15 protein-coding genes are annotated in these 15,504 nt (G+C 51.6%); 1 reads left to right on the top strand and 14 read right to left on the bottom strand.

Going from position 1 to position 15,504, the window contains the following annotated elements:
- Window positions 1–75: 75 nt before the first annotated feature.
- From NGAR_RS03365 to NGAR_RS03340, 6 genes are all read right to left on the bottom strand, one after another.
- Window positions 76–315, bottom strand: a complete 240-nt coding sequence (locus NGAR_RS03365; RefSeq protein ID WP_148680907.1) for a hypothetical protein — start codon at window positions 313–315, stop codon at window positions 76–78.
- Between the two features lie 8 nt (window positions 316–323).
- Complete coding sequence (locus NGAR_RS03360) at window positions 324–1,352, bottom strand: MraY family glycosyltransferase (protein ID WP_015018220.1); 1,029 nt, start codon at window positions 1,350–1,352, stop codon at window positions 324–326.
- 3 nt (window positions 1,353–1,355) lie between these two features.
- A complete protein-coding gene (locus NGAR_RS03355) occupies window positions 1,356–3,530 on the bottom strand; it encodes a DEAD/DEAH box helicase (protein ID WP_015018219.1) in 2,175 nt (724 codons plus the stop codon).
- A gap of 30 nt (window positions 3,531–3,560) precedes the next feature.
- The gene (locus NGAR_RS03350; RefSeq protein ID WP_015018218.1) at window positions 3,561–5,633 is read right to left on the bottom strand and encodes a minichromosome maintenance protein MCM; all 2,073 of its coding nucleotides are present in this window, start codon (window positions 5,631–5,633) and stop codon (window positions 3,561–3,563) included.
- Window positions 5,626–6,165 (bottom strand): hypothetical protein, encoded by a 540-nt coding sequence (locus NGAR_RS03345; RefSeq protein WP_015018217.1) that lies wholly within the window; start codon window positions 6,163–6,165, stop codon window positions 5,626–5,628. The genes NGAR_RS03350 and NGAR_RS03345 overlap by 8 nt, the downstream gene beginning before the upstream one ends.
- Before the next feature lie 88 nt (window positions 6,166–6,253).
- Complete coding sequence (locus tag NGAR_RS03340; RefSeq protein ID WP_015018216.1) at window positions 6,254–7,381, bottom strand: RNA-guided endonuclease InsQ/TnpB family protein; 1,128 nt, start codon at window positions 7,379–7,381, stop codon at window positions 6,254–6,256.
- A 213-nt stretch (window positions 7,382–7,594) separates the two neighbouring features.
- On the opposite strand from NGAR_RS03340, the gene NGAR_RS03335 reads away from it, so the two are divergent.
- The gene (locus NGAR_RS03335) at window positions 7,595–8,581 is read left to right on the top strand and encodes a replication factor C small subunit (protein ID WP_015018214.1); all 987 of its coding nucleotides are present in this window, start codon (window positions 7,595–7,597) and stop codon (window positions 8,579–8,581) included.
- Here NGAR_RS03335 and NGAR_RS03330 read toward each other — a convergent pair.
- From NGAR_RS03330 to NGAR_RS19060, 8 genes are all read right to left on the bottom strand, one after another.
- A complete protein-coding gene (locus tag NGAR_RS03330; protein ID WP_148680906.1) occupies window positions 8,568–8,783 on the bottom strand; it encodes a hypothetical protein in 216 nt (71 codons plus the stop codon). The two genes, NGAR_RS03335 and NGAR_RS03330, sit on opposite strands and share 14 nt — an antisense overlap.
- An 81-nt stretch (window positions 8,784–8,864) precedes the next feature.
- Complete coding sequence (locus NGAR_RS03325; protein ID WP_015018213.1) at window positions 8,865–9,137, bottom strand: hypothetical protein; 273 nt, start codon at window positions 9,135–9,137, stop codon at window positions 8,865–8,867.
- A gap of 80 nt (window positions 9,138–9,217) precedes the next feature.
- On the bottom strand, window positions 9,218–10,183 hold the full coding sequence (locus tag NGAR_RS03320; protein WP_015018212.1) for a radical SAM protein: 966 nt from the start codon (window positions 10,181–10,183) through the stop codon (window positions 9,218–9,220).
- A 50-nt stretch (window positions 10,184–10,233) separates the two neighbouring features.
- A complete protein-coding gene (locus NGAR_RS03315) occupies window positions 10,234–12,582 on the bottom strand; it encodes an FTR1 family iron permease (protein ID WP_228369339.1) in 2,349 nt (782 codons plus the stop codon).
- A 119-nt stretch (window positions 12,583–12,701) separates the two neighbouring features.
- On the bottom strand, window positions 12,702–13,919 hold the full coding sequence (locus NGAR_RS03310; RefSeq protein WP_015017779.1) for a hypothetical protein: 1,218 nt from the start codon (window positions 13,917–13,919) through the stop codon (window positions 12,702–12,704).
- A gap of 126 nt (window positions 13,920–14,045) precedes the next feature.
- Window positions 14,046–14,315 carry a hypothetical protein gene (locus NGAR_RS03305; protein WP_148680905.1) on the bottom strand — a complete coding sequence of 90 codons (270 nt, stop codon included), beginning with the start codon at window positions 14,313–14,315 and terminating at the stop codon, window positions 14,046–14,048.
- 543 nt (window positions 14,316–14,858) lie between these two features.
- Window positions 14,859–14,987, bottom strand: a complete 129-nt coding sequence (locus NGAR_RS19240; protein ID WP_407637195.1) for a hypothetical protein — start codon at window positions 14,985–14,987, stop codon at window positions 14,859–14,861.
- Between the two features lie 30 nt (window positions 14,988–15,017).
- On the bottom strand, window positions 15,018–15,257 hold the full coding sequence (locus NGAR_RS19060; RefSeq protein WP_015018208.1) for a DinB family protein: 240 nt from the start codon (window positions 15,255–15,257) through the stop codon (window positions 15,018–15,020).
- Between the last annotated feature and the right edge of the window lie 247 nt (window positions 15,258–15,504).

Raw genomic sequence — 15,504 nt, 5'->3', positions numbered from 1 at the left:
ACCCTACCCCTTTTTCAATGAAAAAACGTTCCCGAAAATATTAACGGTTATGAAGTCTATCTCTATAGTAGTTATTTACTTTCCGAGTTTTCTCTGCAGATAAATCCTTTTCATCTTGCTCAACCCAAAAACAAGAGCGATTACCACTATTATGGCAATTGCTGCCTGCACTGCAGACACAGTCAGCCGCGATGATGTCTGCCCGTCAAACAGGAGTACGTCTATCGGCGCGACAAAGACCACCAGAAAGGCTGCGACGGCAAGTATCATTGCCCACATCCCCGTCATGAAAAGCGCAAGGCCGCCCAGCCCCATATTTTTCATTACAACCTCACAATGACGACGTAGTACTGGATCGCAATGGAGACAAACGCCAAGAGCGCGGTAAATGCCGCGAGTTTGAATATCTTGTAGCCCACCTCCTTTTCCCCAAGCGGCCTGTCTGCAACTATCAGCCTTACCAATGTCGCCGGTGCGGCGCTGTCGGTAGAAGCTGCCAGTTTGTAGTCGTCAAGCAGGACGGTCGGCCGGGCCTTGACCTGCCTGTGCTCCACAATGCGCTTGACGCTTGCAAGGAAGAGGAACGAGTTCATGACCGCAGGCAGCAGGGCAATGACTCCAATTATTTCAGAGCTGCCGGCTATGGCGAGCGCGCCGTACATCGCGCCCAGCAAGAGCGTGCCCGAGTCGCCTGGGAATATCCTGCTTGGGAACTTGTGGTATTTGTAAAAGGCGATTGCGGCAAACAGGAGCGGAAGGGCCGCAAGGAACACTTCATGGCTGCCAAAAATCGCTATACTTGCCAAGAGAGGGATCGTGGCGATTATGATAAAGCCGCTTGCCACGCCGTTTAGCACGTCTATTGAATTTATGGTGTTGCCGGTGATTGGCATGATCACGAATATGAGCGGGATGTAGAGCAACGGGATGAACGCCCTGCCAAATATCAGGTTGAGCGAGTCGCTGTGCACTTCTCCAGGGTAAAGAAAGTTGAGGGCTACGAGCGGTACTGCGGCTGCCAAGAGCGCCACCGGCTTGAACCAGCCGGGCATAACCCTGCTGTCATCGATGTAGCCGACTGCAAACGCTATCGCTGTTGCAAGTAGCACCGCAAGCACGGCGGCGTTCATCGTAAGAAGGTAGAGCACAATCTCTGCCGTCGCGATGCCAGCCATTATCACCGGCCCAGCAGGGCGGGGGATCAGGGGCTTGTCCTGCTTGTGCGCGTCAGGCACCGTCTTGCCCTTTGCGGCCAACGACCTGATGGCAGCAGGTGTCAGGAACAGGATAACAAAGAATGAGATCGCAGACACGATCGCGCCGTAGATTAGCAGGTTAACGACATCAAGCATTTGCTATTGCTGCCCCAACCTCTTTTTCTTGTTTAACTGATCCTTTAGCTTTTCTGCAACCGCCGGCCCTATCTTGGGGATGCCTGCAAGCTTTGCCTCCGGGGCCTTGGCTATCTTGCCGATGTCTGTCAGGCCGGCCGAATAAAGCGCCCTTGCCCTCACCCGGCCGATTCCCTCAAGCGCAACGAGCGGCAGCAGCTCCTCCTTCACGCCGTACCTTATCCTGGTACGGAGGTTATAAAGTTCTGCCAGAAGATCCTCACGCCTGAGAAGCTTGGCCATTTCATATAGAGAGTAGGCAAGCCACTCGCCCGTCTCCACCATCCTGTGCATGTCGCCCGGCTCGACCCCCAGCTTGTCGCCCAGCACCTTGTCGCTGGTCTCCTCCATCCATTCGCAGAGCGCCCAAAAGCTGCGCGTGCAGTCGTATTCACTGACGCTGCATAGCAATTCGCTACCGCGGTCCTGTATGAGCAGGCTCAGCTCGTCATAGTCCTTTTTGCGCAGCGACAGCTTGGGGTAAAAGTCGGGGCTGCTGGTTATCAAGTGCAGGAACCCAAGCGTATGTTTGTGCTTGCCGCCATCTTCCCTGCGCTCAACTCGCTCCAGCGCGTTTCTGAACGCGACTGCCGTGACGGGATCGATGTAGAGTAGCGACGTGCACCTCCCAAACTCTGTGGCAATGTACCTATCGTTCTTTGATTTTACCAGATCCTCCTGCTCCAAATATTCAAGCGCGGACTCAACCTTGAACTCTACAGTCGCGCTCCGGTACTGCCGGGCAAAGAGCGTGCTTGCAAACAGCTCATGGATCTCTGGTTTTTTCATCCCCGGCACGGTCGCTATCGTCGAGAGCAGGTGGAACCTGACTGCGCTGTCGCTTGATAGCTGCGACCTCAGAGGCTCGGGGCTCCCAAGGACATAATGGTCGTAAAGCTCTTCGGCGTTCACGCCCGACTCGCTCACGATTATCGCCTCACCGGAGGTGTCGTATTTTGGCCTCCCGGCCCTGCCGCACAACTGCTTGTACTCCAGCACACTTATCGGGACGCTGCCACCATAGTCAGAGTCGTAGCGCAGGATGCTTGCTATAACCACCCTCCTTGCCGGCAGGTTGACGCCGGCGGCAAGCGTCGGAGTCGCAGTCAGGATCTTGATTATGCCCTTTTTGAACGAGTCCTCTACTATACACCTGCTTGATGGCCCAAGGCCGGCATGGTGGAACGCTACTCCCTTTGCCACCAGCTGTGCCAGAGTCTTTGTAGTCTCGCTGTCATCGCCCTTGGCAATGATATCAGATGATGCGCTGGCCGCCAGCTCCCTCTCAGCCTTGTCAAGGCGCCTATAGGTGCCTTCGACTGCCTTTGCCGCAAGCGATACCGCGCGCTTTCTCGTCTCTGCAAATATGAGCGCCTGCCCTCCTCCTTCGAGAGAATCGAGGGCAAGGTCCACCGCCGAAGAAACGCCAGAGCTTGTCACCTTGAACCTGCTTCCGTCGCCCATTCTGACTGCGCCGTACTCGTAGACGCCCTCCACCAATTTTGTCGGGCGCCAGTCGCTTTCCACCAGCTCGCACCCAAGCCAGTCGGCTATTTCGTCCGAATTGGCGACCGTCGCAGAAAGCGCCACTACCTGTGACTGCGGGTAGTGCTTGCGTATCTTTGTAAGCATCATTTCTAAAGTGGGGCCCCTTTCCCGATCGCCGATCAGGTGGACTTCGTCTGACACAAAGAGCCCGACATCACCCAACCACTCTGCATTGTGCCGAAATAGCATGTCCATCTTTTCGTTTGTAAGCACTATGACGTCTGCCCCGGCAAGTTCTTTTCCTGACGAGTCATAGTCGCTTGTCGCGATGGCCACCCTGATCTTCTTTTTCTCGCCGCTGCCAAGGTCAAGCTGCTCAAGGACCTTCAGGTCGTCGTATTTCTCGCTTGCCAGAGCGCGGAGTGGCGTGAGGTAGACTGCCTTGGTGCCCTTTTCCACCGCCTTGAGGATGGCCATCATTGCAATGAGCGTCTTGCCGCTTGCTGTGGGCGTGGTGACGAGCATCCTCTTGCCCTCCAGTATACCGCGCTCTAGCGCCATCTTCTGCGGAGGATAGAGCGAAGAATATCCAAGATTAGAAAGGAGCGCCTTGACTGCGCCGTCGGTTATGGCCGCTGACACTTGCAGCATAAAGGCAGGCCGGCTATTTTAAAAATGCATTTACGCTTTTGCCCAAAAGCCCGGCCTTCTTTCAAATATCTGGCCTTCCCGGTTGAATTTCTGGATGAATTTCTTTGCTTCTTCGTCGCTGAACTTGCCGGTCTTGACCAGCTCGTCAACCAGTACTTTGTCCTCTACGTCGTTGTTTTCGTTGCCAGCCAGCCCCCTGAACACTTCCATGAAGGTCTTTTCCTTTGAAACCACGCTCTGGGGCTTGCCATAAAGCACTCCAAGGTCAGTCTTGCCGGTGTTGACGTCCACCCCGGCGGTCCTCATCATCTGGTCTACAAGGTAGATTGCCCGCTGGGCGTCCTCTGCTTCCACCTTGTCCTTGAGCAGCAATCTTGCGCGCGCGGTCGCAAGCCTCACAAGGCCTTCGAGCTGTCTTGGCGTCACCGTTATCATGCCTTCTGACTCGACCTTTCTCATCTCCATATAGTAGCTGCGGATGATATCGATCGCTTCAGGTGTTAGCAAGGGCTCGCCTTGCTTCGCATATGAAAGATACTTGCTGAAGAGATCTATTTCGATCGCCGGCTTTGCAGCGTGCTCTGCGTCCTTGTGTATCTCCAAGATGTGACTTGCGATCAGGTTGTCCTTTTCCTTCTCTGGCATATCTCTTACGATGAATATCAGATCGAACCTAGTCAGCAGCGGCACGGGCAGGTTCACGTTTTCTGTGATGTTCTTGTAAGGATCATACTTGCCGTACATCGGGTTGGCCGCCGCCATGATTGACGTCCTTGCATTCAGGGTAGCTACAATGCCTCCCTTTGCCACCGAGCAGGTCTGCTGCTCCATTACTTCGTGCAGCGCAGATCTGTCCTCTGGTTTTATCTTGTCAAATTCGTCTATACAAACTAGACCTTGATCGCCCAAAACGACAGCGCCTGCCTCCAGCATCATAATTCCAGATTTGTCGCGTATCACTGCTGCGGTAAGACCTGCCGCAGTCGAGCCCCTGCCAGAAGTGTAAAGCCCTCTTGGTGCGATCTTGGCAGCAAACTTGAGCATTTCCGATTTAGCAACACCAGGGTCACCAACCAAAAGCAGGTTGATGTCGCCCCTTCTGGTTGAGCCGTCTTCCAGCTTTTTCGTCACAGAACCGACTATCAGGAGAAGTATAGCCTCCTTGATCACCTCATGACCGTAAACGTGGGGCGCAAAAGAGGCAATGAGTTTCTCGTAGGCGTCCGGCTTGCTTGCAATGGCCCTTATCTGGCGCTCATCCTCCGCGCTTATCGCTATCCGCTCAACCGTCCTAGTGTCCTTGCTGCCCGCTCGGCCGCCAAGGTATTCGATGTTGTTTCCTTCCATGCGGAGCCGGAAGAGGCTGGTCTTGGCCTGCGGCGCGAGCTGCTCCTGCTCGATCCTGATTATGCCTGTAAGCATTATCCTGTCGCCGGGCCTGCATTGATCAACAAGGTCGCCCATGACGGTGACTTCGACGTAGTGCGGCAGCTGGCCTGCAGGCAGGTCTTCTGGAAGCTCTTGCAGTCGCACCATCTGGAAGTCGATAAAGAGGCTGTTCTCCGGGTCCATCTCCAGCTCTTTCTCAGAGCACGCGTGGCACTTTTGCGGCTTTTTCAGCACGAGGCCCTTCAGTTGGGCTTCGGTCACCGTGTTGCAGTTGGTGCACCTGTATGCGACTTTTTTTGCAAGGGGCTTGACCTCCGACGAGCGCACCACCATGCCAGAGACGCTTACAAGCTTGTCTATCAGGTCGGCGTTTATCTCTCGCAGGCCCTTTTGCACAGTATAGTTGCCTATCCTGACCCTGACCTTTTCCCGGATCTCCTGCTCGTAGTCTGGGTGGATCTCGCGTAGGATCGAGAGCACTGCTTCGTTGAACGCTGCAAAGTATTCGTCTGGCTGGTGCGTTATCTCTTTTGCAAGGGTGGGGCTGAAGGAGTCGAGGTCGATGTAATCGATCACGAGCGACTGGGCGCCAAGCGCCATCATGTTATTTATCCTATCAAAATACTTGTAGTTGCCGTCGCGATCCTTGAACGCTTTTAGGAATTTTTCAAGGTCGTTTGCAAGCGCGGCCGCAGTCTGCTGTTGCTCAGCCAAATTTCTTTAGCACTCCTTTCTTGAATTTTGTTGAAGCGTTGTTTATCAAAATATAGAGCTCTTTTTCTTCCGCCGACAGCTTTGCTTCAAGCTCTGGCGACAGCGGCGACGCGGCCGCCAGCTTGACTATTTTTTCAAGCCGCGTGGCGACAAAGGTGTTGAGCGAGACTAGCAGGTTCTCCCTTTCGCGATCCTTTAGCCCTTCAAGGTAGTCGTTGACCCGGACGTAAAAGTCGATGTCGATGCCAGACAGGTCGTGGGGCTTGGCGATCCGCTCGCGGTTCATTGCCCGCGAAATATAGCCAGCAGAATCAGGTGATTGGATTTCGACCGCGCCCTGCTCGGCAAGGATCTTAGCGACCCAGCGCTGGAGTGACGACATATCGCCCTCTTTTGCGTCGATGTCAATGTTGCCCACAGTGATCCTGACGTCCTTTTTGTAGGACACCCTGACCTCCTCGGCCATGTAGCCCAACTGGTAGGCATTCTGTATAGCTTCTATTCTGGGCTCTGCCCGAGCATCTGTCGACATGTTGGGGAGCTGATAGAACTTGGTATCTAATATATCAGCTTTTAACAGCTAAAGCTAGCTTGCAGCTTAAAGTCTATCGTTCTGTGAACTACCCACGAATAAATTCGTGGGCTTCTTCCTGCTTCAGCGACCGCTGTACGATCTCTGCAGGCGTGACTTCCCGGCGTTCCACCGGTAGCAGCAGCAACAGTGATTCCAGCCCTCGCTTACGGATGTTGAGAGAAGCGTTGTAGTCCCTGTCAAGTACAGCTCTGCATTTTGTACAAACATGCGTTCTTACAGCCAATGATTTTGGTACTGGGTGTCCACATCTTGAGCAGTCAACCGATGTGTACGCTGGTTCTACCTCTATCACTCTATTAGCCTTGTACTGCAGCATTTGCTTGAATGTAGACCAGCTTGCGTCCAGGATTTTGCGCGCAAGCCTGTGGTTTCTGGTCAGGTTTGATACTCTCAAGCGTTCTAGAAATATCAGGTCGTAGCGGCTGCTGTAGTACGTTGACAGCTTGTGCAGGAAATCCCTTCTATTGTTGCTTATGCGCTCGTACAGCCTAGCCAGCATGTGCTTTGCCTTTTCGTGGTTGCTGCTGCCTATCTGCCTTCTCGATACCCTCCTGTGAGCCCTCCTCAGTGGCCTTAACATCCTTGTCAGGAACTGTGGATTGTCTTCCACATGGTCGTCAGAGTCATGACAGAACTTGGCAATCCCTACATCAATGCCCACAGGATTTCTGTACCTGATTACGGTGAAGGACCTGCGCGGCAGCTGGCATGCTACTAGTGCGTACCACCTGCCAGCCTTGCTGCGGCATATTGTAACCTGCTTGACGTTTACCGGCTTTCTATGGAGTACAATCCTTATGCTGCCTATCTTGGAAAGTGATAGCTGTTTGTCACTCTCGAGCCGAAAGCCAGACTGGTTATAAGTAAATGAATTGAAATCTTCTTTCTTTCTGTACGAAAGCTTGCCGCCCTTTGCCACTACCTTTCTTGCAGCAGCAACCTGCTTTGCTACCATCTGGAGCATCTTGGAATGGTAGTTCCTGAGCCATAGGTGCTGCTCCTTCAATTCTGTTAATGCGTAGTTCATGTCATATTCTGACATGTTGTTTTTGTCAAGCAAGTAGTTGTACAGCCATCTGCAGCCGTCAAGTGTCTGTTCTAACACAAGCTCCTGCTCTTTTGTCGGATATAGGCGGAACTTGTAGTTCAGCATCGTTTTTTTATTCTTTTTGTATGCACTACTACTATTTAACGTCTGGAGCACCTTGGTGGAAGGGGGGAGATTCATTAACGGGAACCAGATTCATCCCACCCTTGAAAAGGTGTGGGTTTTCTTTGGTTCCCATACCCTCCATTATGAGAAGATTAGTAGCAGAGATAGCAAGATATTAATGGTTTAATAACTCGATTAAGAAACGCATTCACGATGTCGGCCAAGGAAACCGATCTGGCAAACCTGATGTGGTCTGAGAAGTACAGGCCGAAAAAGCTTGCCGAAGTGGTTAACCAGAAGGAGATAATCAAGGGCATCAGCAACATGATAAAGAGCCCTGACATACCGCATATGCTGTTCTCCGGGCCGGCAGGGGTCGGCAAGACCACCACGGCGCTGTGCATCGCAATGGAGCTCTTAGGCGAAGAGTGGAAAAAGAACACGCTTGAGCTCAATGCGTCTGACGAGCGCGGGATAAAGATGGTCCGCGAGCGCGTCAAAGAGTTCGCAGCGTCTATCAAGCTTGCCGGCGACAAGGAATTTGGGACACCCAAGATAATCATACTTGACGAGGCCGACGAGATGACCTCCGAGGCGCAGACGGCGCTCAGGCGCATTATCGAGGACAGCGCAAGGACAACGCGCTTTATCATCATATGCAACTACCTGTCGCAGATAATCGAGCCGATACAGAGCAGGTGCGTCGTCTTCCGGTTCACCCGCCTGCCAAGGGAAGACGTCATCGATTATTTGAAAATGATATGTGAGAAAGAGAAGGTGAAATTTGAAGAAAAGGCGCTTGCCCAGATCTATGACGCTACTGGCGGCGACATGCGGCATTCGATCAACATCATGCAGGCGGCCGCCGGCATGGGCTCGGTGTCCTCTGCCAACGTCATCGCAGCCATGGGGCTCTCGGGCAGGGCAAGGGTGAACGAAGTGTTAAAGCTGGCACTGTCAGGCAAGTTCAATGAAGCCCGCGCAAAGTTGCTCGAGCTGACGCAGGTCTACGGTATGTCCGAGACTGATTTTATGAAATATGCAAACCAGGAGGCGTACGAAATGAAGATCGAAAAACCTGACGAGTTTGCTGCCATAATGGCTGAATACGACTATAGGCTGGCAGCGGGCGCGCACCCAGATATCCAGCTATCAGCGCTCCTTGCCCAGCTTGGAAAACTGGGAGCTAAGAAACAGTAAAGGGAGTAGAGCGCCGGAATGCCTTGTAATTCCAGTACAGCTCGCTCAGCATGTCTTCAGGCCCATTCGATTTCTCAGCTACTTTTTTCTCTAGGATGAAAGTGACATGTGACTCCACCTTCTGACACTGGTTACAAAAGTAGACCGATAAGGTTGTTTCCTTGTGCGCCATCCTTGGGTGGCCGCATGAATCGCACGACATTAGGTACCTTTACGGGCATATACAAGATAAGGCTTTGAAAGTCATGGATCATACATACACGCATATGCATGTACAAGTCCTCTAGTATTCTTCCTCGAATTCCTCGCCGCTTTCCTCTTCCTCAACCTCTTCAAAGTCCTCTTCGAGCTCCTCTCGCTCTTCTGCACTCTTGTAGGGAAGGTCGGCCTCGCCGGGCGCTCCGCAGACAGGGCACTTGAACTCGATGGTCTGCCCCTCAAGGTCTAGAGGGAACTCTTTAGAGAACACTTCGTCACACTTGCTGCACACGAGAGTAGTCTGAATGCTGTCCTGACTGAACTTGTGTGTCTGCACCCGGAAAGAGGTGTTTGCCAAGTTATTCTTCCTACGTATAGGAAATCTCCTTTTTTATAAGCGTTCTTGGCACACGATGGTCAATATATAAAGAAAATCTCTCAGTTGCCCCTTATTCCCTGCGCCACCAGAATCGAGTAGCAGCCAAGGCCGCACTCTTCGCATATTGGCTTCATGCTCTTTGGGTCAGCGCTGCCTATGCAGCAGGGCTGCTTGACCCTTCCCATGTGGTCAAGCGACAGTATAGCCCATGAGGGGCAGTCCACTGGCGTCGTCCCTACTCCACCCCAGTTGCCCTTCATCAGGGACATCTGGCTGATAGGGTTGACTATATAGTTGGGATACTTTTTCTTTAATGCGATCAGCTTGTCAACTACTGAATTGCGCAGCTCGCCAAACGGCAGCATCAGCGGGTCGCCCTTGGCAAACGGCGTATGGAACTGGAAGCCGATCTTGTTGATCTTGCCGCGCCACTCCTCTGCAAGGTCTTCGACCGTCATGTAGTTTTGGGAGTTGATAGTCATCGTGATCCAGATGTCCTTCCACGCCGGCTTGCCGTTCCTGTCCGGCCCAGAGATGTAGTCAAGTATGTTCTTCCTTGTCTTTGCGTACGATCCTTTCCCGCGGATGCGATCGTGCACCTCCTCAGTACCGTCCATTGACACCCAGTAAAAGTACAGGCCATCGTACCTCTTTAACGGAAACGTGGCGTTTGTCACGACGCATATCCTCTTGGGCATCTCTTTGCAAAAGAGCTCGATAATGTCAGAGCGCAGGGTCGGCTCGCCTCCCACAAGCGTGGTGACAAAGATATGCTGCTTGTTGAACTTTTCCTTAATTATCTTCCTCCAGTCCTCGACCGTAATGTCCCTCTCTTCCTTGCGGTTGAGCCACCAGTAGCAGTGCGTGCAGTGGAGGTTGCAAACATTGTTGACATCCACAGAGCCGTACATTGGCTGCTTGATGTGGAAGAGCTTGTACGCTGTCATCTTTTTGAATATGCTAATGTAAAACGGCATTTCGCGCAAGAGGTCGGTTATGCCGCGGCCATAGATCAGGTCAACCATATTCCCACCTACCTATGCAACTCTCTCTTAATAAAGATAGATTGAATGTTCTACTGTACGTCTTCCTTTTTCTTGGCCAGATCGGCGTGTGACTTTCTTGCAGACTCGATAGCCCGGTTGCGTCTTGGCTGTATTACAAGGACATAGAGCGAGCCGGCCAGGTACACTCCAAGCAGCACGAGCTGCGCCACTATTGTCTCAAGAGTTGGGTGGATGCCAGTCATTGTGGCAGTGTTGATGTCAAGTCTCGGCACGGTGCCAATGAGGTGGGTGGTTGGAATGTAGCCCACTTCTTGGAACTCGCGCACCGCATTGCCCATGAACGCTATCGACATGTATGCGCCGATGCCCATAGTCAGGCCAAAGAGCACGCGCAGAGGAAGTTTCTTGCCCAGCCTTCTTACTACAAACGTAACAGCGGTTATTACGCCGAGTCCGACTACCATGCCGGCGACCACGTACCACTCCATGTACTTTGCAAACGATATCATGGCCTGATAAAAGAGGACGGTCTCAAAGCCCTCCCGATAAACCGTAAAGAATGACAGCATGACAAAGACCATGACACTACCAGTGGTGGTTGCCTTCCACACCTTTGCCTTGACAAACTCGATCCACTTCTTTGTCTCCACCTTGTTCAGAATCCAAAAGCTGACCCAGAAGAGCACAGCGACTGCAGACACACCAGCTATGGCCTCTATCAGCTCCCTGCTTGCGCCAGAAATTTCAATGATAAACTGGGCGACAAACCAAGTAACTGCGGTTGCAGCAAATGCAAGGACTATGCCATAGTAGACGTGTTTTTTGAACCGCTCATTTCTTGATGCCTCGAGATACGTCAAGATGGCACCGACAATGAGCGCAGATTCAAGCCCCTCTCTGAATATGATTGAAAACGAGGTAGAGAAAGCAATTGCAGGAGCCAACACACCCGTGCCAGACACCAGCCGCTCAGATTCGTCAAGTCCGCGCCTGATTTCTATTACCTTTCCTTCCACCTGCTCGTATGGAGCTCGTGCCTGGATCAGGTTGCGAAGCTCTGCAAATTTTATCTCCATTTCAAGTGTAAAGTCAGGGTCGATTGGTCTCAGGGGGATCTCTACATTTTCATAGCTGTCAAGATAGGCAGCGCGCGATGTCAAGAGCGCGCCTTCAGCATTGCCATCTTTGTAGAGCCGGAGCGTTTCATCAAGCTTTATCCTTATCTTGTCGATGTTGTTGCGAACTGCGGCCTTGGCGGGGTCGTTTGCTTCACCCATCTCCCTGCGCTCGCCGGTATAGGTGCCAAAGCCGGCTGCCAGTTCTTCAATGTTGGCAAAGCCTGCGGGCGTGCCAGAGCCTTTGCTGAAGGATGGGTCATTTGCCAAGATTTCCTCAGCCTGATCAAGCTTTGTAAGAATGCCATTGACATGCTCTTCAATCGCGGCAGGCGGTTCTTCGGCTCGTATCATTTGAATGAGCTCTTCCCTCATCTCTATCTCGATTGCGAGCATGAGCTCATGGTCATGCTTTTCAATAGGCGTTTCAAGGTATTCGTAGTTGTCAAGGTAAGCAGTGATGGCGTACTGGTCGGCCAGCTCATAGTTGCCATTGTTGACTTCTGTCACTACGTTTGCCAAAAGCTCCCTGATAGTGGAAAAGTACGTGGCATGTTCGCCTGCGCTACTGCTGCCGGCGCTCAAAGACAATTCTTCAGCAAAGTCACGCTCTATAGCAGTTGCAAGTCGCGCTATTGATCCATTATCCGCCTTTTGTTCAAGCAAGCTATTCAGCTCGGCAAAGAATGAATTTATTTCTGCGCTCCGCCGCTCGTCAAACGACGCTGCTATTGACTGGTATTTCGATTCTGCAACATTGACAAGCCCGATCGTGTTTTCATATTCGACTTGGTTAGAGCCGCCATTAGATAACTGATAGGACTGGACTGCGTCCCTCAGGAGAAATACCACCGTCTGAGACACCATACCCTTGTCAGAGGCAGGCAAGCCCAGCTTGGCAAGGATGCCATCAAGCAGTGCGTTTATGCCCGAAATTTCCTGCCGCAGCGCATCTACCGATTGATCGCCTGTCCTAATGTCGATCGGCAGGTCAGTCAGGCGCACCTCCAGCTCGGTTGCCGACTGTTCGTCAAGCTCTTCCAGCTGTCCCTTTATCGAAGGAAAGGTCGTCGTATGCGGGATGAACGCATGCGCAAATGCCGCTTCAGTGTCGCCAGCAGCCAGGCTCTGGTCTGCCAGCTGCAGTTGCGTCCTTATCCTTTCCATGTTCACCATGATTATTAGTGCATCATCGTTGTTGGTCTGCTGTTGCGCAAAAGCAGCAAGCGGCGATATGATGAGGAAGAGCATCACGAGTGTGGGAACGATCACCGTTGATGGGTTTTTGAGCGGGGATATCATTTCAAGCAACCAATAGCCGTCCTGCGACGGTAGTTAGGCTTACCTAATTAAGTGGCGTTATTTAAACCATCTATCCTTGGCAATTGCAAGCTGCCATAAGGATTATCAGTACCTGGCAATTAGCCACCATCAATTATAACTGACCTGCTGTTTTTGATCTGTACCGAGTACACCGCGCCGTATTTCTGCTCCAGTCCCAGCCGCAGAAAAAGCAGCATATGAAAGTACGTAAATTCTGCATCGTATCTTCTCCCGTACCTTCCGCGCGTCGCCTTGCTGAGGTACTGCCACTTGATGTACACCCACTCATTCTGTATAACAAGCGATGCCAGAACATAGAGGAAGCGCAGTGCTGGACTCCTGGATGACGTCCTGGCCCTGCTCTTTCCCATCGCCCTGTATGACGATTCTATGCCAAATCTCCTCCGGTACTCGTCAAACATCCGCCCTACCGGGATATTGACAAGGCCTGCGGCATAGTACATGTACTGGACGCCGCGTTTCTTCCTGTACCTTTTCTTCCGGTATTTGGCAACGGCATACAGCCTGAATGTGCATTTCTCGCCGGTGGCAGAATCTGTCATTTCGCAGTCCGGTACGACGAAACTATCCCTTCTTTTCCGGGTCAGTCTGGATAACGTGCCGCCTTTCCTGCCTCTTGGAAAAGCGGCTATGATGTACGGGATACGCATGGAATTGAGGTAGCTCATTACAGCTGCTGTAAAGAACCCCTTGTCAAGGAACAGGCATTTTATCACGATGCTCGCCTTCTGTACCTCTGCAAGCAGGTACCTGACTACTCCAACCAGTGCTTCCCCCTCCCGGATGTACCTGGTGGCCAAGGTGAACCTCCTTCCATGGAGCATCACGTAGGCGCTGGCGTACGTGAAAAAGTGGGTCGTGCCGCTCCTGGCCCTGCCGCGTCTGACATCCCCCTCATTCTCAGGCTCGCCGTGGTAGGGAACGTCTGTCATGTCGATGGCTATGTCGACAGCTCGATTGTGCAGGGTCTCCGCCACCCTTTTCTGCAGCAGCCTGTTGGCGGCCGACTGAATCCACGAAATGTCAATCTTGGACACGTGGTACTGGACATCCCTCCTGGACGGGGTGCTGGCCAGAGTACAGCAGGCTTGTGTTATGGATGTCCCACCGGTACAGGCATAGACCACAGAATTTGCTATATCGACTACTGAATACCGCCTTTTTCTGAAATCGGCTGGCCTGAAGACTGGCAGCAGTACGTTTACTGCATTACCAAGTACTCTCTCATGTGTCAAAAAATGTTTGTCGGTAGGTTCTTGGGTAAATGTACCGCACTGGATTGGCAGGGTTCTCACAAACCATGCGTCTCTGGTGGCAGCTTTAGCTGTTGCCAGGGACGCCCTTCAACAATCGACTAAAAAGCTGCTCACAAACTCGTTATTGCCAAGTACTGATTATGTACAAAACATAAAGAAAAACTGTCAGGCCGTGCTAACGGTCTTGAGCATAGCACGCCTGTTCTTCGTCCAGAGATATAGAAAGTAGCCCCCAACAGCCGTTGCGGCAGCTGCTATAGCAGTTGCCATTCCAACAGCAGACAGAGCCTCTGTGAAGTTATCGAATATTGGCACTCCATTACCGAAGGCACTTGGGTTTGTAGCAATCTCTACTTTTTGCCTTGCCAGTTCCAATATTTCCTGAACTTGGCCTGTCTGCTGCAAGAGCGCTGCCAAAGGTTGAATTGTCGGCATTGACACCATTTCCTATCGACACCTCGGCATTAGTAATCCAAAAATTAATTTTAAAACTTACTCACAAGCTGTGAGTAACGCTTGGCAATATTTTTGAAATCTCAAAAATATTCAAGAGTGGTCAAAAATAGTGTTGATCGATGTCTCAACAAGATATTAAAATGTTCTAGAACTAGTTGTCATGTGGTTATTAAGAGAACGCCAGCTAACGGCGACTGCCCGTGTCGCTTAAGGACGTATGCCAACAGCTGAAAAGATATGGAGTTGAAATCGATGCCGACGCATTGAGAAAGACGTACCCGGACGAAGACCAGCTTGCAAGAGTTGAAAGGAACCTCTGGCAGATGTTGCGAAGGATTGAGGAAGAACGCAGGACAGGCATGCCTGCCTTATCACCTTTCTTCAAAGTCCGCTTGCCTTGCGATATCTGGACAGGCCGGCAGCGCAAATGTTTTAGTTCTGCTAAAAGTTCTTGAAGCTTTGAACCACGATAATTATAATCAAACATTTAAGGGTGTTAAATAATTCAGACAATCAATTCATTTACCATATAGTCCAAGGTGGATCCATCCTGCCCATGCTTGAGGGCCAACCCATGTCTGCTGGCTGGACGTTCATCTGCCACAGCATCGCGATTATCTCTCCTCTGTGGTGCAGCTCTTCAGTGAAGATGTGGAAGAGAACATCCTTGAATGCGATCGTTCACCTGATGCCGTCGTTGTTTACCCGCCATACTTTGCGGCCAAGTTCAGGTTCTGCAAGTTCTGATAGATATTCGTTCACTTGTGCAACCACCTTGTCGTTGTAATCGATTATCGCCTCCCAGCTCTGGTAATCCTTGAAAGGAAAAGGCCGGCGCAGGTCTTCCAGGCCGCGGATGGAATAGTTGATCCACGAATCCTCTGCCCATATTATATGCAAGAGCGTATCCTTGATCGACAACCACGCAGTCTCCCAGTTCTTTACGAAATCGTCCCACGAGAGGTTCTTGCGCAGCGATTCGATGTAGCTTGTCCCGACTTTGTGATTGTACGCATATACAGCTCCCTGAAATCGTCAGGATCCATTGGTGCAGCTCTCTGATAATAGAATGAAAAACATTGCTCCAGCTTGATTGCTATTATTATGGAGACTAGATATTCTAGCAGTTGGTAGAGAATGTGTCATATGATCTTTTTAGTATATATCT

Origin of the sequence: Candidatus Nitrososphaera gargensis Ga9.2 (assembly GCF_000303155.1) — an archaeon.
GTDB lineage: Archaea > Thermoproteota > Nitrososphaeria > Nitrososphaerales > Nitrososphaeraceae > Nitrososphaera > Nitrososphaera gargensis.
Note: the sequence above shows the minus strand (reverse complement) of the source record. Positions and strands in the feature narration are given on the sequence as shown.